Source organism: Devosia soli (assembly GCF_000970455.1).
GTDB lineage: Bacteria > Pseudomonadota > Alphaproteobacteria > Rhizobiales > Devosiaceae > Devosia > Devosia soli.
Map to the genome: position 1 here is coordinate 79,506 of NZ_LAJG01000015.1, position 18,240 is coordinate 97,745.

Annotated in this window: 14 protein-coding genes; 11 read left to right on the forward strand and 3 right to left on the reverse strand. The window is 54.9% G+C overall.

What is annotated here, in order from left to right; all coding sequences use genetic code 11:
- Positions 1–5: 5 nt before the first annotated feature.
- From VW35_RS08885 to VW35_RS08895, 3 genes are all read right to left on the reverse strand, one after another.
- Positions 6–896: a carbohydrate ABC transporter permease gene (locus tag VW35_RS08885; RefSeq protein WP_046142702.1), complete on the reverse strand. Its 891-nt coding sequence runs from the start codon at positions 894–896 to the stop codon at positions 6–8.
- Between the two features lies 1 nt (position 897).
- Entirely contained in the window at positions 898–1,929 is a 1,032-nt protein-coding gene (locus VW35_RS08890; RefSeq protein ID WP_046142703.1) for a carbohydrate ABC transporter permease, read from the reverse strand.
- Positions 1,930–2,146: 217 nt separating this feature from the next.
- Positions 2,147–3,382 (reverse strand): ABC transporter substrate-binding protein, encoded by a 1,236-nt coding sequence (locus VW35_RS08895; RefSeq protein ID WP_046142704.1) that lies wholly within the window; start codon positions 3,380–3,382, stop codon positions 2,147–2,149.
- Between the two features lie 950 nt (positions 3,383–4,332).
- Between VW35_RS08895 and VW35_RS08900 the strand changes: the two genes are divergently transcribed.
- The 11 genes from VW35_RS08900 (at position 4,333) to VW35_RS22150 (ending at position 18,070) form a co-directional block, all read left to right on the forward strand.
- On the forward strand, positions 4,333–6,201 hold the full coding sequence (locus tag VW35_RS08900; protein WP_046142705.1) for a nucleoside-diphosphate sugar epimerase/dehydratase: 1,869 nt from the start codon (positions 4,333–4,335) through the stop codon (positions 6,199–6,201).
- Between the two features lie 52 nt (positions 6,202–6,253).
- Positions 6,254–7,453, forward strand: coding sequence for a sugar transferase (locus VW35_RS20975; protein WP_083982594.1), 1,200 nt, complete (start codon positions 6,254–6,256; stop codon positions 7,451–7,453).
- A gap of 191 nt (positions 7,454–7,644) precedes the next feature.
- Positions 7,645–8,922 carry a nucleotide sugar dehydrogenase gene (locus VW35_RS08910; RefSeq protein WP_046142706.1) on the forward strand — a complete coding sequence of 426 codons (1,278 nt, stop codon included), beginning with the start codon at positions 7,645–7,647 and terminating at the stop codon, positions 8,920–8,922.
- Positions 8,919–9,983 (forward strand): NAD-dependent epimerase/dehydratase family protein, encoded by a 1,065-nt coding sequence (locus VW35_RS08915; protein WP_280136761.1) that lies wholly within the window; start codon positions 8,919–8,921, stop codon positions 9,981–9,983. The genes VW35_RS08910 and VW35_RS08915 overlap by 4 nt, the downstream gene beginning before the upstream one ends.
- A gap of 1 nt (position 9,984) precedes the next feature.
- Positions 9,985–11,295, forward strand: a complete 1,311-nt coding sequence (locus VW35_RS08920; RefSeq protein ID WP_046142707.1) for a lipid II flippase MurJ — start codon at positions 9,985–9,987, stop codon at positions 11,293–11,295.
- Positions 11,295–12,461, forward strand: coding sequence for a glycosyltransferase (locus VW35_RS08925; protein WP_161796885.1), 1,167 nt, complete (start codon positions 11,295–11,297; stop codon positions 12,459–12,461). The genes VW35_RS08920 and VW35_RS08925 overlap by 1 nt, the downstream gene beginning before the upstream one ends.
- A 98-nt stretch (positions 12,462–12,559) precedes the next feature.
- Complete coding sequence (asnB, locus tag VW35_RS08930) at positions 12,560–14,533, forward strand: asparagine synthase (glutamine-hydrolyzing) (protein ID WP_046142708.1); 1,974 nt, start codon at positions 12,560–12,562, stop codon at positions 14,531–14,533.
- Complete coding sequence (locus VW35_RS08935) at positions 14,526–15,638, forward strand: glycosyltransferase family 4 protein (RefSeq protein ID WP_046142709.1); 1,113 nt, start codon at positions 14,526–14,528, stop codon at positions 15,636–15,638. The genes asnB and VW35_RS08935 overlap by 8 nt, the downstream gene beginning before the upstream one ends.
- Positions 15,639–15,889: 251 nt before the next feature.
- Complete coding sequence (locus VW35_RS08940) at positions 15,890–16,867, forward strand: polysaccharide deacetylase family protein (RefSeq protein ID WP_083982598.1); 978 nt, start codon at positions 15,890–15,892, stop codon at positions 16,865–16,867.
- A gap of 170 nt (positions 16,868–17,037) precedes the next feature.
- A complete protein-coding gene (locus tag VW35_RS22275) occupies positions 17,038–17,619 on the forward strand; it encodes a formyl transferase (protein WP_425283762.1) in 582 nt (193 codons plus the stop codon).
- A gap of 214 nt (positions 17,620–17,833) precedes the next feature.
- Positions 17,834–18,070 carry a transposase gene (locus VW35_RS22150; protein WP_152662537.1) on the forward strand — a complete coding sequence of 79 codons (237 nt, stop codon included), beginning with the start codon at positions 17,834–17,836 and terminating at the stop codon, positions 18,068–18,070.
- Positions 18,071–18,240: the final 170 nt, after the last annotated feature.

Here is an 18,240-nt window from a genome sequence, read left to right on the forward strand (position 1 = left end):
CGGAATCAGCCTTTCACTGCGCCGGCGGTCAGGCCGCTGACGATCTGGCGTTGGAAGAAGAGCACGAGAATAAAAAGCGGCACAGTGGCCGAAACGACGGCCGCCACGGCGAACATAACATTGCCCTGTTCCTGCACCGAACCGAGGAAGCTCGAGATTTTCGGCACCATGGTCTGGTTATCGGCGCTGAGCAGCATCGAGGTCACCGCAAAGTCATTGTAGGCAAGGAGAAAGCTGAAGAGCCCCGTCGTGACAACACCCGGCCACATCACCGGTATGATCACGCGGCGGAACGCTTCGAAGCGCGAACAGCCGTCGACCATGGCGCTTTCATCGAGATCCTTAGGGATCGAGAGAAAGAACGAGTGCAGCATCCAGAGCGTAAAAGGCTGGTTGATGGCGACGAGCACAATGATCGATGTCGGCAACACGCCCCAGATATTGAGTTGGAAGAAGGGCAGCAGATAACCTGAAACCAAGGTGATATGCGGCATGGCGCGGAACACCAGCGCCAAGATCAGGATCCAGAACGCATAGCGTTGGCCTGACCGCGCCAGGGCGTAGCCGCCGAGCGTGCCTAGGGTGAGCGAGATGACAGTGACCGACACAGTGACGATGGCCGTATTGCCCACCGCGCGCCAGAATTCTCGGGTCACCCAGGCGCCATAGTAGCCCGAGCCGGTAAAGGCGCTGCCATCGTTCTGGCGCTGGGTGTAAACGCCAAAAATCGCATTCCACCAGCTTTCGCGGGAAAAGAAGTCTGGCTCGACCTTGAACGAGCCCCAGACCGTCCAGAAGAACGGAAAGGCGGCAAGGATCACCCAGACGACGATGAAGGCGGTGATCAGGATGGTAAGGCCCAGCGGGCGCTTGTGGGATAGCGTTGCTTGGGACATGTCAGACCACCTTGTGGTTGAATTCGCGCCAGGTGCGGATCAGCACTGGGGTTAGAAGGATCACGACGCCGATAATAGTCAGAACCGAAGTGGCGCCGGCCGAACCGAAGAGCTGCGCATCGCCGGCGAGATCATTGAAGATCATCCAGCTCAGGGAGGTCGCATTGGCCTCGGCAGAAAAGCCGACAATCGGTTCGAACACACGGAAATTGTCCATCAGCTGCACCAGCGCGACAAAGGTCGCGAGCGGCGCCAGATGCGGAATGACGATATAGCGGATGCGCTCCCAGCGCGAAGCGCCGTCGATCATCGCCGATTCAAGCGTATCGGCCGGCACGGTCTGGAGCCCGGCATAAAAGACCACGAAGCTGAAGGGCGCATTGGTCCAAACGCCATAGAACAGCAGCGAGAACCACGTCAGCGCCGGCGACTGGCGCAGCGACAGGGTTGGATCGTTGAAGACGTGGCGCAGGGTCGCGCCAATGATCCCATTGGGCTGGATCATCCAATAAAGGATCAGCGAGCCGATCAGCGGCGTGATGATCATTGGCAGGAGCGAAAAGAAGATCACCGGCCCCTTGGTGACCTTGGGCAATGTGTTTACGGCCAGTGCAATCGCAAAACCGAGCGCCATGGCCAGCGGCGTCACGACAAAGCAGAAGACCAGCGTGAAGCTCAGCGCCTTATAGAACGGCAGGTTGTAGATGCGGGTGACGATGTCGCCAAAGCCGGTATTGTTGGCGAGAATGGCGCCGATCTCGTTCACCGCCAAATGGCCACGATTGAGATATGTCCCAAAACCATTGAACTGGCCCATCGGCTGCTCGGCCTTGAGCTCGGCCATTGCCGCAGTGTCGACACGCGTTTCCTTGGTGCATCCCCCGAACGGCTGGCAGCTTTCGACCTCGACAAGGATGCGCCCGTGTTCGACATGGAAACTTTGCACCACGACCGAAACGATCGGCAGCGCGATAAAGAGCGCCATGGCGATCAGCGAGGGCAGAATGAAAGCAAAGAATGTCTTGTGCGGCATGCAATGCCTCCTCAAAGCTTGAGCGGGGAGCTAGGCCGGGACGGATGAGACGCGATGTCTCAGTAGACACCCTCCCCCATGGTGGGGAGGGTTCAAGGGTGGGGGCGCGATCGCCACGATGTCGCGGTTAAAAGCTCCCCTCCCCGCCTCCCCCATCAAGGGGGAGGTGCATTTCAGTATGGGAGGGCAGTCACCTGCCCAGACAGGAGACTAGCCCTTAGAGGTAGCCGCCTTCCTTGGCAGCGGTGTCATAGGCGGCCTTGACGTCCGCCAGAGCCTGGGTAGCGTCTTCCTTACCGGCCATGTATTCGGCCAATTCCGAAGAGAGCGCTGTGTGCAGCAGGCCCATATAGGGCTGCATCGGATAAGCACGGGCACCGGCATTGGCGGTCGCGATCACCCCGACTGCATTCGGGCCGGGCTCATAGCCTTCAACGAGCCAAGTCGCGACGGTTGGGTTGGCAGCCACCATTTCCGGGCTGATGCCATGCACCATGGCCTGGAACGAGGCGGCAGCGTCTTCATCCGAAATGTTCTTGGCGATGGTGAAACCATCCCACCAGAGCGCAACGGCTGGAACCGTGCCGCCACCGATGGTCGGCGCGCCAGCCATCACGGTGTTCTCGACGACGCCTTCGGCAGCGCCTTCACCCTTAAGCATGTCGCCGGCGAGCGAGCCCCACTGCACCATCATGGCGACCTTGCCGGCCTTGTATTCGGCCTGAATGCCATTGGCGTCAAAGGTCAGGTAGTCCGGATCCATATAGGCTGTCAGCGCCTTCATGGTCTCGAGAACCTTCATGCCGTTTTCGTTGTCGATGGCGAGTTCGGCCGAACCGGGCGCGAAGAATTCGCCGCCGGTGCCGAGATAGGCATTGACGAATTCTGCGGCGAGGTCCCAACCCGGCTTATCGGAAGCAGCCAGCGGATATTCCATCAAGCCATCGGCTTTGATTTTTTCGGCAGCCGCCAGGATGTCCTCATAGGACTTCGGCTCGGCAATGCCGGCCTTGTCGAGGATATCCTTGCGATAGAAAAGATGCTGGGCATTTCCCATGAAGGCGACAGCCATGGTCTTGCCATCGATCTTGATCAGCTGGTTCGGCTGCAGCGAAGCGCCATATTCAGCCACGAGATCATCAAGCGGGCGAATGAGATCGTCGTTCATCAACGGAACGATGGAATTGTTGGCGACCACCGCAACCGTATATTCGGCTGGATTGATCGAGAGCGCCGGCACCTGGAGGTTCTTGTGCTCGGCCGTCGCGTTTGCCGTGACCGTCACGCTATCGCTGGCGCATTCTTCGGCAGTCTTGTTGACGAGGCGAAGCGCCTCAAAGTCATTGCTAAGAATACGGACCGAACCGGCTTCGATGCCACATTCAGCATAAGCAGCACCTGCTCCAAGGGCCAAAGCAACCGTCGAAACGGCAAGCATAAAGAAGGGCTTCATTGTGTTCTCCTGGCTCGGCACATGCGTGCCGGTGCGTTATCGCGACGTCCCTGGATGTCGCGCTCCCTGCTGGCGTTCCCGACCAACAACATCCGAACGCTTCCCCATTTTGCATTCGTATGCAAAACGAAATTTGCATATTTCCGCCGCTTCAGCAAGATCGCAAATTCGATTCCGCCCGGCCAATCGCGAGACGGTCGGAAACGCCTATCAAGTTTCAGAGATAGTAGACGTGCGGAACGCATTGGGCGACAAGACAGCCGCAATCTCTCGAGCTAAACTCTTAAAGCTTCGGCTTCGCGCCGGTATGGTGCGGAGGATTTGCTGGGACTTGCCTTCAAAGTACGGCCTTCCAGAACAAAAAGCCGCGATCGATAGGTGCCGTTATCGAACGTTTGCTTTGTAAAGGCCGCTTCACTGACTGCCACCTGACCCCACGCATTTTGCTGCGGTCCAACTGCACTGCGATACGGTCGCAGATACCGGCCTTTTCGAAAGGTCGGTAGATTGCATTCCGTTCTGGTTTCTTTGGATCCGCGCTTCGCACACGCAAGGTTTGGCCTCCAGCTCGAGTGGCTGTCAGACAGCAGCAGTGCCTACATTGCCTGCCAGATCGCACACGTAACAGCCACAGTAGGCAGTGATTTGCTTTTGGCCCCAACACAAGTCCCGCTTAGCAAAAGCATGTCCACCCTCCCCGCCTCCTCGAGCATGCGATAATCTACTCCTCACGCAAAACGCGACGCTTCATCTTCCACGTCGTCTAATTGAACGCACGTTACCCAATTTTGAGGAGATCTAAGGGACCGCGCCAAGCCCAAAAATGCTGTCGCGGCAGAGAATTGCTTCTCCAAGCGAACTCTGCTCGGAAAATATCTACATTGCTCGTGAGAGCGCAATATCCTATCGGCACTGCAGGCTATTGAAAGCAAGGCGCTTTGGAACACCGAATGATCGATAAATTTCGCGCCCATGTGTTGGGTTTGCCCCGGCGAGCAAAGCAGGCGGTTCTCATTCTCTCTGATATTGCGTTGTTGTCGTTCTCGCTTTGGACAAGCTACTGCCTCCGATATGACAACTGGTATGCGCCACAAACCATTGACGAATGGGCGGTTATTTTCTCTGCGCCCGTTGTCGCGATACCAATCTTCGTTCGTTTGGGGCTCTACCGCGCAGTCGTGCGCTACCTCCCGGAGCGAGCCATGTGGACGGTGCTGCAGGCAATGGCGATGGCAACCATCGTCTGGGTGCTGGCGGTTTTCCTGTCCGAGATGGCGGGCAGAGGCGTGGTTCCTAGGTCGGTTCCCATAATCTATTTTGGTCTGGGCACATTGCTCGTGGCAGGAAGTAGGTTTGTTGCAAAGTGGGTGTTCTTGTCGCGCCGCCATAGCTTGAGCAGCGAACATAAAGCTGTATTGATCTACGGAGCTGGCGACGCTGGCGTCCAACTGGCAAATTCCCTGCGCAGTACGCATCGCGTTATCGGCTTTCTGGACGACAATCCGCTGCTGCACCGCCGGGAGCTAGCAGGGCTGAGGATATATCCCCCATCAAAGCTAGAGCAGATTGTCAATGACTACGGGGTCAGTGATGTCATCCTGTCTATTCCCTCGATAACGGCACAAAGACGCAAGGAAATTGTTAGCTCCGTGAGTGCGCGCGGCGTCAAAGTCAAAGCCCTGCCGTCTATCGCTGACTTAGTCACGGAAAAATATCTGGTCAGTCAGATCAAAGAGATTGATATAGTCGAGTTGCTAGGTCGGTCATCCGTGCCGCCTCAGCCAGAGCTTATCAGGCGTATGATCGTCGGCCGCTCCATCATGGTCACGGGCGCCGGCGGGTCCATCGGATCAGAACTGTGCCGCAAAATTGCCCGTTGGAAGCCAGAACGTCTGGTTCTATTTGAAGCCAACGAGTTCGCGCTTTATCAGATAGAACGCGAGCTCGCTGAAGTACAGGACCTGATCATTGTTCCCGTGTTGGGATCTGTCGTGGACCAGTCTCGGGTGGAACAAGTGCTGGCTGACAATCATATAGCAGTTGTTTTTCACGCTGCGGCTCACAAGCACGTCCCGTTGGTGGAAGCGAATGCACTTGAAGGTATAAAAAACAACGTCTTCGGCACCTCCATCGTTGCCGAGGCTTCCTTCTCGCATGGAGTCGAACACTTCGTCCTGATCTCCACTGACAAGGCGGTGCGCCCCACTAATGTGATGGGCGCAACTAAAAGATGGGCGGAGTTGACAGTGGCGAAAGTTGCTGCGCGTGCAAACCGTGCTGGAACGGGGCAAAAATTCTGTGCCGTTCGCTTTGGCAACGTTTTAGGATCGAATGGCTCAGTCGTTCCACTGTTTACCAAGCAGATCGCTAATGGTGGCCCTGTCACGCTCACCGACCCGGAAATGACGCGCTACTTCATGTCAATTGAAGAGGCAGCTGAACTGATCGTGCAGGCTGGAGCACTTTCCGAAGGCGGAGATGTGTTCTTGCTCGATATGGGCGACCCAATACTTATTTCCGATCTGGCGGATAACATGATCAGGTTGGCGGGTCTAACCGTTCGGGACGAGCATAATGCTCATGGCGATATAGAGATTGTCGTCACAGGCAAGCGCCCCGGTGAGAAAATGTATGAAGAATTGTTTTACGACGCAACGACAGCTCAACGTACTGACCATACCAAGATTATGCGCGCCGCTCCTAAAATTATCGACTTAGACATCGACACCGCTCTGACAGAGCTGAAAGCTTCAGTTGCGGAGCACAACGAGGCGACGTCTCGAGATTTGCTTTTCAGCTTAGTACGCGCGAGTGGCTAACGCGCACCTAAATATTAGGTGCCTCGAAAATTTTCGCCCAGGAATACTCAGAATGAAAATTGTCATAACTGGCGCGTCGGGCGTCGTGGGACGCGCGTTAGTATATGCCCTCACTAGTAAGGGCGTATCATTGCTTCTGGTTGGGCGGGATACCAATCGGCTGAAGCAGCAATTCCCTGAGCAAGACGTTTGCGGGTATGACGACTTTGGACGGCGGGCTGTGGGAGCCGACTTGGTGCTTCACCTTGCGGCCCTTAACAATAGCGTTCGAGCCTCGGAAAGTGACTTTTACGCTATAAATGTAAAGTTGGCTTTAGCGACGGCCGAAACGGCACGTGCTGCTGGAATACCCCTGTTTGTCTACGTATCATCTACTCACGCCCTTGATGACCGCAGAAATGATCCGTATTCTGAAAGCAAGCGGCTAGGGTCGAGCCGGCTGGCACAAGTGTCAGGGATCACGGTTACTACTCTTTATTTGGCTGCGGTCCATGGAGACACCTGGGCAGGAAAGCTCTCCGTCCTGAACAGCCTGCCGGCACCGCTCGCGAATGGATTGTTTTCGATGTTGTCGGCGCTACGGCCGACAACATCGATCACGGCGATTGTGCAATTTGTCCTCAAAGCTGCAATCTCTCCACAGCCTAAATTCGTTATCCTAACGGATCAGCAGTATGGCAACCGCGTCTACGGCTTCATATCGCGGACAACGGATCTGCTCGGCGCAACGCTTATAGGGCTTCTGTTGTGGTGGTTATTCTTGATTTTGTGGGCTGCAATCAGGCTTCAATCTAGAGGGCCAGGCATATTTGCCCAAGAGCGCGTCGGGCGTGGCGGACGAATTTTTACCTGCTTCAAGTTTAGGACGATGAAAGCTGGCACGCCACAGACTGCCACCAACCTCGTCTCAGGAAGTGCAGTGACCTCCCTGGGACGCGTATTGCGCCGAACAAAGTTGGATGAGCTTCCCCAGATCTGGAACATCTTCAGAAACGAGATGAGTTTTATTGGGCCGCGCCCCTGCTTGCCGACGCAGCGGACGCTGGTCGAAGCCAGAGAGAGACTAGGTGTCCTCGACATAAAGCCTGGTATCTCTGGCCTTGCACAAGTCGCCGGTGTCGACATGAGCGATCCGCATCTCTTAGCTGAGTTGGATGCGCGCTACCTCGCGCTGCGATCACTTGCGCTAGATGCGAATATTGTCCTGGCGACAATTCGCGGCAACGGGCAAGGCGACAACACCGCCACTTGATTCGATCGGTATCCGAAAAACTAGAGACCATACCAAGTATATGGGCTCAAATCCCTTGAAACACAGCATCTAGAGTAGAAGGCGCGCTGGATTTTTTGCGCCAACCAAGATACGGAGTACGCGCTCCCCCGCGCGAATGGGTCACTGATCTAGCAGAGACAACCGCTCCTCAAAACGTCTGAGAGCTAAACATGAATTTAATCGGCGAAAAAATAGCAATCATCGGGCTGGGATATGTCGGTCTCCCCTTGGCTGTGGAATTTGGCAAGAAAGCCAATGTGCTAGGCTTTGATATTAATCCAAGCCGGATTGCTGAGTTGCGCGCCGGAGCAGATAGCACATTAGAAGTTCCGCCGGATTTGCTGCAATCGGCAAAGGGGCTAACCTTTTCCAGTTCACTAGATGACCTGGCGGCGTGTAGCGTGTTTATAGTTACCGTGCCTACCCCGATAGATCAGGCCAACAGGCCTGACCTTACTCCACTGCAGCGCGCCAGCGAGACTGTTGGCAAGTCTATCCGAAAGGGTTCGGTTATCATCTATGAATCAACTGTCTACCCTGGCTGCACCGAGGAGATTTGCGTCCCGATCTTGGAAAAGGCATCGGGCTTGCAGTTCAACGTTGACTTCTTCTGCGCATATAGTCCTGAGCGCATCAACCCTGGCGACCATGAGCGCAGGCTCCCTGATATTCGTAAGGTGACGAGCGGTAGTACCGAAGCGGTTGCCGAGGCGGTCGACCAACTCTATTCTCAAATCATTACTGCGGGTACCTACAAGGCGAGCAGCATCAAGGTCGCCGAAGCGGCAAAGGTCATAGAGAACACCCAGCGCGACCTCAACATAGCATTGATGAATGAACTAAGCCTGATCTTTCACCGTCTCAAGATCGACACTCTGGAAGTTCTCGAAGCGGCCGGTACAAAGTGGAATTTTCTGCCATTCCGCCCGGGCCTAGTGGGCGGTCACTGCATCGGCGTTGACCCCTATTACCTGACCCACAAGGCTCAGGAAGTAGGTTATCATCCAGAGGTCATTCTGGCGGGTCGCAGGATCAATGACGGCATGGCCGGCCATGTCGCAGACCAGACCGTCAAGCTCATGCTCAAGGCTGAGCACACGGTGCTGAAATCAAAAATTCTCGTTCTTGGTCTAACTTTCAAGGAGAACTGCCCGGATCTGCGCAACACCAAAGTTGTCGACATCGTGAATGCTCTCAAGGAGTACCATGCCGATGTCGATATCTACGATCCATGGGCGAGTCCCGCTGAAGCACGACATGAATATGGTCTCGACTGCCTTGCCGAATTGCCTGCCAATAACACGTACAATGCCATCATCATTGCGGTGGCGCACAAGCAGTTCATCGAACTTGGTCCTGATAAAATCCGGGCTCTGCTGCAGCCTGGCGGGGTCATCTTCGACGTAAAAGGCGTCTTGCCCGCCGCTGCTGTGGATGGTCGGCTGTGAACATTGCTCCCACTTTCAATGCCGTAATAGCTAGCCTCCAGAAGGAGCCGGCCACCTGGCTGGTGACTGGCGTTGCCGGCTTCATCGGCAGCAACTTGCTCGAGACGCTACTGAAAGCCGATCAGCGTGTTGTCGGCCTTGATAATTTCGCTACTGGCCATCGCTCCAACTTAAAAGCTGTAACAAACTTAGTTTCGCACGAGCAATGGAGCCGGTTCAGATTAATCGAAGGCGATATTCGGCAATTGAAAGACTGCAGCAGCGCCATGCTCTGGGACGATCTGCCTGTACAACATGTGCTGCATCAGGCCGCGCTGGGAAGTGTTCCGCGTAGCCTCGCCGATCCAATCAGCACCAACGACACCAATATCGGCGGTTTCTTGAACATGCTAGTCGCAGCTCGCGATGCACAGGTCCAAAGCTTTACCTACGCTGCGAGCAGCAGCACCTATGGTGATCATCCGGACCTACCAAAGGTCGAGCACAAGATTGGCCGCCCGCTCAGCCCCTATGCCATTACGAAGTTCGTCAACGAACTCTATGCGGACGTATTTGCGCGAAGCTACGGCTTTCAAGCGACAGGCCTGCGGTATTTCAACGTCTTCGGCGCTCGGCAGGACCCCAACGGTGCCTATGCGGCTGTTATACCGACCTGGGTGAGCCGTTATCTTGCCGGCGGCGACCTCTTCATTAATGGAGACGGCAGTACGAGCCGAGATTTTTGCTACATTGCCAATGCGGTTCAGGCCAACATCTTGGCCGCAACCACTTCCGACAATACTGCGCGCGGCCAGGTCTACAACGTCGCAGTCGGCGACCGGACCTCGCTGACCGAATTGGCCGGTATGATCCGCACCGAGTTGGAACAGCGCCTGCAATTGCCGAAAACCAATGTTGTATATCGGGATTTCCGCGCCGGCGACGTCCTGCATTCCCAAGCCGACATCACCAAGGCACGGAAAAATTTGGGCTTTGAGCCGACGCATGATGTCGCAGCAGGATTGGCGGAGACGATGGACTGGTACATTGCCCTAGCGCAAAAGAGCGCCGTCTTTCGCTGATATGAAGCGACAGATCACTGTAATTGCGATTTTGACAATAGTTTCGCAATTAGCCGCATTCGTGAAGCTTTGGGTCACAGCTCGCACGTTTGGCGTGGACGCTGCCGTGGATGGGTACAACCTAGCCCTAGTTGTTCCCGTCCTTCTGTCCAGCTCGCTATCCGGAATTGTGCAGACCGGGCTTTTTCCCGTGCGCGGCCAGATCGCAGCCCGAGAGAGCGCCGAGGATGTGGACGCGTTCGAGCGCGCCGTTTTGTTGGGTTTACTGCTTTTAGGTTTAGGGCTGTCCATTGTCCTCGCCCTGGCGATGAGCTTGATAACATCCTGGGTGGCTGGCGACGCTTCTGAGGCCACTCAACAGGCGTTCAAGCTTGCTTTCCTGCCGCTGATCTCACTGCTCGCACTCAACGTTGTGGGCGATTGTACTGGCTATCTACTTGCCATGCGCAACCGCTTCGCCATCGCAGCGGGTGCGCCGGTTGCAAATGGGCTGATCGGAGCGCTGATCCTGCTCGTGTTCAATGACGGGGGCGTATCGGCGCTGGTGTGGAGCACGGTAGTTGGCGTGGCACTTCAAGTCAGCATCTGTATTTATGGGCTGAGCACCCTCAGATTGAACCTCATCGGCGCGCTGCCGCCGCGGCGCAGTTTTGCGGCAGCTGTCGTGGACATGGCGCGGCTCGGCGTTTGGATGGTTCCGGGTGTCATTTTGTCCAATCTGGTCCTTAGCCTACCGCAGGTCTGGATTACCGGCTTCGGCGACGGTGCCGTTTCGGCATTCGGCTACGCCCTGAGGCTGCACCTCGCAGCAATCCAGTTGATTATCATGGCCAGCTCGACCGTCATTCTTGCCAAGTTTGCCGAGCTCGTCTGGACGCAGCAGACCCAGCAAGTCGACAAAATCATGCGAAACTCTGTGCTGGCAGGCTGGGCCATTGGTATTCTGGGTGTTCTATGTGTGGGCCTGATCGGCGAGCCAACACTCAATATTCTACTGGATGGAAAGTTCACCCCCGACGCAGCTCATCGGGTGAGCATGCATTGGCTGATTGTCACAGCATCCTTGCCCTGTACGATAATGAGCAATATCTACGCCAAGCTATGGCAGGCTCAGGGCAAACCTTTCCTGATGACGCTGCTGTCGGCGATGAACCTAGGTATTATGTATGTGACGTTCATGCTGGTTAGTACGAGTTTTTTTGAATATTCCGGCGCGGTCGCGCTGACAGCCGGTGCCACAATCTCAGCCTTTCTGGCAGTGATTATTGAGTGGTACAGGCGGTCACACGCACGATCGGTTGGAGCAATCTAGTGGCTGATCGATCCATCCTATTTGTCATCGGTTCCTTAAGCGTTGGGGGAGCGGAGCGGCACGTCACCAAACTCGCAATTTCCTTGAAGCGAAGAGGCTGGGATCCAGCAATTTTCGTGTTGTCGCCCGGCGGGCCGATGACAGATGTGCTGGAAGAGAATGCAATCCCCATTCATGCAGCCGCCATGCCAAGTTGGGTCAACGACCTTGGCAATGACCGGCTTCGCGCGCGAGTCGGCCTGGTAATTACCGCCTTTGCGCTATGGTTTCTGCTTTGGCGGCAGCGTCCGAGAGTTTTGCATTTTTTTCTGCCGGCCGCCTACATTGTCGGGGGCATCGTTTCTCTGTTCACTCCCGTACGACGCAGAATCATGAGCCGACGGAGCATGAACCACTATCAAGCCAACCACATCCTCTTCGGCAAGCTTGAGCGCTGGTTGCATCCGAAAATGTCCCTGATCCTTGCCAACTCGATCGCGGTCAAGAACGACCTTGTCGCCGAAGGCGTGAGCCCTAAAAAAATTCGGCTCATCTATAACGGGATCGATGTAGAAGAATTCCGATCCTCAAGGTCTCGGCAGGCTTTGCGCGATCTAGAAAACATTCAGCCAGAGGCCATCGTCTTGACCATGGTTGCCAATCTTATCCCCTACAAGGGTCATCGGGATTTGATTGAGGCGTTGGGAGCGATCAATGAAAGGCTTCCGCCCCGGTGGCTTCTACTTTGCGTGGGCCGTGATGATGGCATTCAGGCTGGCTTAGAGCATCTTGCCTTGAGCCTTGGCATTGGCGAGAACGTGCGCTTCCTCGGGTCGCGTAAGGACATCGCAAATCTTCTGGCGCTTTCAGATATTGGCCTGCTTACCTCACATGAGGAAGGCTTCTCTAATTCCATCTTAGAGGGCATGGCGGCCGGCCTCCCGATGATAGTTACCGATGTGGGGGGCAATGCGGAAGCTGTAGTCAACGGTACGACGGGCATCGTAGTGCCTGCCAAGTCGCCAGACAGGCTTGGGGAGGCGGTAGTCGAGTTGCTGAATGAACACAAGCGCAAAGTGTTCGGTGGCAGAGGCAGAGAGCGAGTCTTCAATATTTTCTCACTCGAAGCATGTATAGACGGATATGAAGAAGTCTATCGCACCTTGGGCCACAAGGAAAAGGCCTAAGCCTTGTCGCAATTTGCCCTACTCGTAACTGGGCATACCCAACAGTACTCCGACTTCAGACGTCATTCAAAGATTTACACCAAAGCAGAGGTGCACATTTGTGCGGAATTGTCGGTTTTCTAGCTCTTCCCAGCTTATCCAGCACCGATGGTGAAACGATCCTGATCAACATGGCGAAGGCCATCGAGGCCCGAGGGCCGGACGATCATGGCGCCTGGTGCGACGCGGAGCGCGGCGTAGGCCTCGGTCACCGCCGGCTCGCAATCGTCGATCTGTCGCCGGCTGGCCATCAGCCCATGACGTCGGTATCTGGCCGCTATGTGCTAGTGTATAATGGCGAAATCTACAATCATGCCCAGCTTCGCAAAGATCTTGAAAGCCAAGGACATCTCGTCGATTGGCGTGGCCACTCGGATACCGAGACAATGCTGGCCGGCTTTGACTTCTGGGGTGTCACGTCGACGCTCGAGAAATGCCAGGGGATGTTTGCCTTCGGTCTTTGGGACCGCGACACGGCGACTTTAACGCTGGCACGCGATCGAGCAGGCGAAAAGCCGCTTTATTATGGGTTTCTGGGAACCGGACCCTCGCGAACTTTGGTTTTTGCCTCAGAACTCAAGGCCTTACGGGCACATCCACACTTCGAGGGCAATATCAATCGTGATGCGATCACGCTGTTGCTGCGGCACAACTACGTTCCAGCTCCCTATTCGATCTATCAGAATGTTTACAAGCTGCCACCGGCAAGCCAGATCATTTTGAGCCTTTCCGACGTCGCATCGCAACAGGCACCACAGCCGATCGAGTATTGGTCTATAACAGGGGTAGTCGAAAACGGTCGAGCCGATCCGTACAAAGGTACGCCAGAGCAGGCAGTAGATGATCTCGACGCGCTTCTGCGGTCAGTCGTGGACCAGCAAATGATGGCTGACGTGCCGTTGGGCGCCTTCCTGTCGGGGGGTGTCGATTCTTCGACTATCGTTGCATTGATGCAAAGTCAGTCAGCCCGACCGATCAAAACCTTCACCATCGGCTTTGAGGAGAGCCGATTCAACGAGGCTGTGTTCGCCAAAACTGTGGCTCAGCATCTGAATACCGATCATACCGAACTTTACGTCAGCGCGGCGCAGGCCATGGCGGTCATTCCCAAATTGCCTCACATCTACGACGAGCCTTTCTCGGATTCATCGCAGATTCCGACCTATCTGGTGTCAGCGCTCGCGCGCGAACATGTGACCGTGTCACTTTCCGGCGATGCGGGTGACGAGCTTTTCGCGGGATACACCCGGTATCAGGCGACCAGCAATGTATGGCAAAAGCTTTCACGCCTGCCGCAGCCTGTACGAGCACTCGCCTCCGGTGCGATGGCAAGCATCTCGCCAGGCCGCTGGAATGCAGTGACCGATTTCGCGCCACCATTGAAGCGGCGCTTCGGCACCAATCTAGGCGACAAGATTCATAAGGCTGCCAGCGTTCTAGGAAGCGTAGGTATAGACCAACTCTATCGTGGCTTCGTTTCGCACTGGCCCGACCCAAAGCGCGTTGTTCTCGGCTCGAACGAGCCGCACACCAAGCTCACACGGGATTGGTCGTCGCTTGGAAACTTGACCGACGTCGAAAAAATGATGTTGCTCGACTTCATGACCTATCTGCCGGATGACATCCTAACAAAAGTTGACCGCGCCTCGATGGCCGTCAGCCTCGAGTCTCGAGTGCCATTTCTTGACCATCGCGTGGTCGAGTTCGCGTGGACTTTGCCGCTCAATTACAAGCTGCGTGAGGGCGAAGGAAAGTGGGTACTTAAGCAGGTACTGGACCGCTATGTCCCGCGTCAGCTCATCGAGCGACCAAAGATGGGTTTCGGCGTGCCGATCGATGAGTGGCTACGTGGTGGCCTGCGCGATTGGGCTGAGGCACTCTTGACCCCTGACAAACTCCGCAGCGAAGGTTTTTTCGACGTCAACCAAGTGCGTAACAAGTGGCAGGAGCATGTCGCTGGAGAACGTAATTGGGCCTACCACTTGTGGGACGTAATAATGTTCCAGGCATGGCTTGAAGGTACGAATGGTTAAGTTGATTTTTGTCGTCAGCGAGGACTGGTACTTTATCTCGCATCGACTGAACTTGGCCGCACGGGCCATAACTGAAGGCTTCGAAGTGGTCGTATGCACGCGAGATAATGGCCAGCGAACGGTGATTGAGGCCACTGGAGCGCGTGTCGTTCCATTTGCCCAGCAACGCCGCGGCCTGAATCCGTTTGGATTGTTACACGAAGCTTGGCGCCTATCGAGGATTTACCAACGCGAGAAGCCGGACGTTACTCATCACATTGCCCTCCGCTCTGTGGTCATTGGCGAAATTGCAGCTTGGCTGACGCGTACACATGCCCGCGTGTCCGCGATCACTGGTTTAGGCTTTCTCTTTACTGACGAGGATCGCAAAAGCTTGGCGCGCTGGGTGTTGCGCCGAGTTCTACCGATCCTACTTATGAAAAGCGAAGTCATCGTTCAGAACAGCGATGATGCAGCGGCACTTACCGCAGCTGGTGTTAGTAGGCAGCGGATGCATCTGATTCCAGGAGCTGGCGTCGATACAGTGCAATATGCGCCGGTTGGGTCCACATCCAAAGAAGCGTTGGTCATGCTTGCGTCAAGAATGCTTTGGGACAAGGGAGTCGGCGAGTTCGTTGAGGCTGCCAAACGTCTGAGGCACCTGAACGCCCGCTTCGTTCTTGTGGGCATGGCTGACCAGAACAACCCATCATGCATTGCGCCTGAGCAGTTGCTCGCGTGGCAGGACGATGGGCTGATCGAGTGGTGGGGCCACCGGGACGATATGGCCCACTGTCTCAATCAAGCAGACGTAGTATGCCTTCCATCCTATCGCGAGGGACTACCTAAGGTGCTGCTTGAAGCGATGGCGTGTGCAAAGCCATGCATTACCACTGATGTGCCCGGCTGTCGTGATGCCGTAGCGCATGGCAAAAATGGCTTATTAGTGCCAGCCAAAGACGCGGCGGCATTGGCAAATGCCATAGAACAACTTCTAGCAAATAAAGAAATTCGGGTACGCATGGGCAATCATGGACGTGAGCGCGCAAATAACGAGTTCAGCGCAGGACAAGTTACCGAACAGACGTTTCGCGTTTATCATAATTTGGTTACGAAAAAGTCCTAGACGTGACTTTCGGAGGGCCGTGCGATAAGACTTAGAATCATTTCTTGATGCTGTCCAAATCCAGACAGCTGCAAGTTTGATTAACGCGCGAATCTGAAGTGATTTCCCCAATAAACCCAAATACTCTCAATACATCAGAGAATACTTGAGGGGTCAGGTCACCGCCGCTGGATTTCGATACAACAGATGATGATAGCCAGTAGCGCAACTCCGTGCATAACGAGTTTCGCCTGGAGAAACTGAGGGCGTCAATGCAGTCACAAACCCCAGTTCGAACGCAACGTCCAGTGATGTTGATTTCGCTCGATTTTGAATTGATGTGGGGCGTACGAGACCATGCGACGAGGGCCACGTATGGCGCGAATGTCCTAGGCGAGCGGCATGCGATACCTGCGATGCTGAAGATATTCACCGAGTTCGGCGTTCGCGCCACCTGGGCGAGTGTTGGAATGGCACTGGCGGCTACAAAAGAAGAGTTAATCGAGAGCTCGCCAGCTCTCCGTCCAACTTATAAAAACCCTTTATTATCGAGCTACAAATACTTTGACGAAGTAGGAAAAAATGAATCGATTGACCCTTATTACCTTGGCGCATCCCTAATCAAAACGATTAAGGAAACCGAAGGCCAAGAAATCGGGTCACATACGTTTTCTCATTACTACTGTCTCGAGCCAGGGCAGACAGTCGAGCAGTTTGCCGCCGACATGACCGCAGCTCAGTCAATTGCTGAGAGAAATGGCCTTAGCCTGAAGAGCTTCGTGTTTCCCAGAAATCAACGCTCGGAAGAACACTTGAATATACTTCACCAAAAAGGTGTGCGTGTGTTCCGAGGCAATGAGGCGTCTTGGATACACAAAGCGAGCCCCGGCGTGAAGCAGCCCGCCCTGCAGAGGATTGCTCGCCTAACCGATCACTATTTGAATCTTTCTGGACAGAATGTGAGCCTACCGAAAAAACATGCGGAAATGATTGATGTTCCAGCGAGCCGGTTCTTGCGCCCTTTTTCGAGACGCATGGCTCCCATCGACCCCTTGCGGCTCCGTCGGATCACCAATGCAATGACGCATGCGGCGAAGACCGGCCAAATTTTTCATCTATGGTGGCACCCACACAATTTTGGTGTTGACGTTCAACAGAACACGGCATTCCTGCGTCAGGTCTTAGGGCACTTTCGCAACTTGTCTGATCAGTTTGGAATGGTCTCATTAAATATGGGCGATTTTGCGTGATTATTCTTTTGGCCGGTGCGGGCGACAGTACCAGGATTGTCTACCACTATCTCTCTAGGTACTTCCACGAAATTACGGTGATACTGGAAGAGCCTGTCGCGCGAAAAACTATGATTCGCAACAGGATCAAGAAGGTCGGCCTACTCCGAGTAGCGTCACAATTGGTTTTTATGATCGTACTCCGCTCAATCCTCGCTCGGGTATTTGACGCTCGTGTAAGGGAAATTGTTCGAGACAATGACTTAGACACCTCCCCCATTCCGGAACACGCGCTACACCGCGTAAGTAGCGTAAATTCTACCGAATGCATAGATTTGGTCGGCAGACTTGGGCCGAGAGTTATTGTCGTAAACGGCACAAGGATTATATCGAAGCGGCTACTCGACAGCACAAATGCTAAATTTATCAACACGCACGCAGGTATTACCCCCGAGTATAGAGGCGTACACGGGGGTTATTGGGCTTTATACGAAGGGAAGCAGGACCGCTGCGGCGTTACAGTACACCTGGTGGACTCCGGCATCGATACTGGCGAAATAATCAGCCAAGCTATTATTGTTCCGACAAAGACTGATGGCTTCCCCACTTATCCTTATCTCCAAATTTCTTCGGCACTAGGACTTCTACGGGACGCAATAGATGCGTGTATGGATGAACGTTTGGAAACGCACCCTTCAAAAGGGCGATCTGCAGTTTGGTATCATCCTGGTATTTTTCAATACGTGGCAGGTTTGTTGCGCGGGATACGGTAGCTTCTAACTCTCGAGCGGAACGCCAGTCCATCGCGCCGCCTCTCGAGATTTACCGGACGAGAGCGTGATTGGCAGTGACTCACCCCAAGAATCGGCCCCAGTGGGCAGTTTTGCTTTCCTTGGCGCGGATGAGCGACCAGCGTAAGCGCAAAGCTGACCCCGTCTGTTCAGCCGGCTGAGGCGGCGGTATTTGGCACCTTCTGATTGGTGAGGGGTGTCATGTTCTATATCTGCGACTTTGCGTGCGGATAGAAGTTTCCATCTGATTGAGGCTGTTCCGGATGGCCTGGAAGGCGCTCCGGTAGCACGCCGGCTTCGCTGGTCGGACGAGTTTAAGGCGGCGATGGTCGCTCGGAGCCTGGAGCCGGGCGCGAACGTGTCGGCGCTCGCACGCGAGATTGGGATATTGCCGTCGCAGCTGTTCGGTAAGCGCCAAGGCGCCCCCGTCTGATGCTTTGGCTTGAGTTGGATTATTTGCACGTCTGATTGATTTGATGACGGTGTGAGTTTCTATGTCTGCTCCTATGCCCAGTGATAGAAGTTTCCAATTGCTGGAGGTGGTGCCGGGCCGGATGGACAGCAGTCCTGCGGTATCGCGGCGGAATTGGCCCGATGAGACCA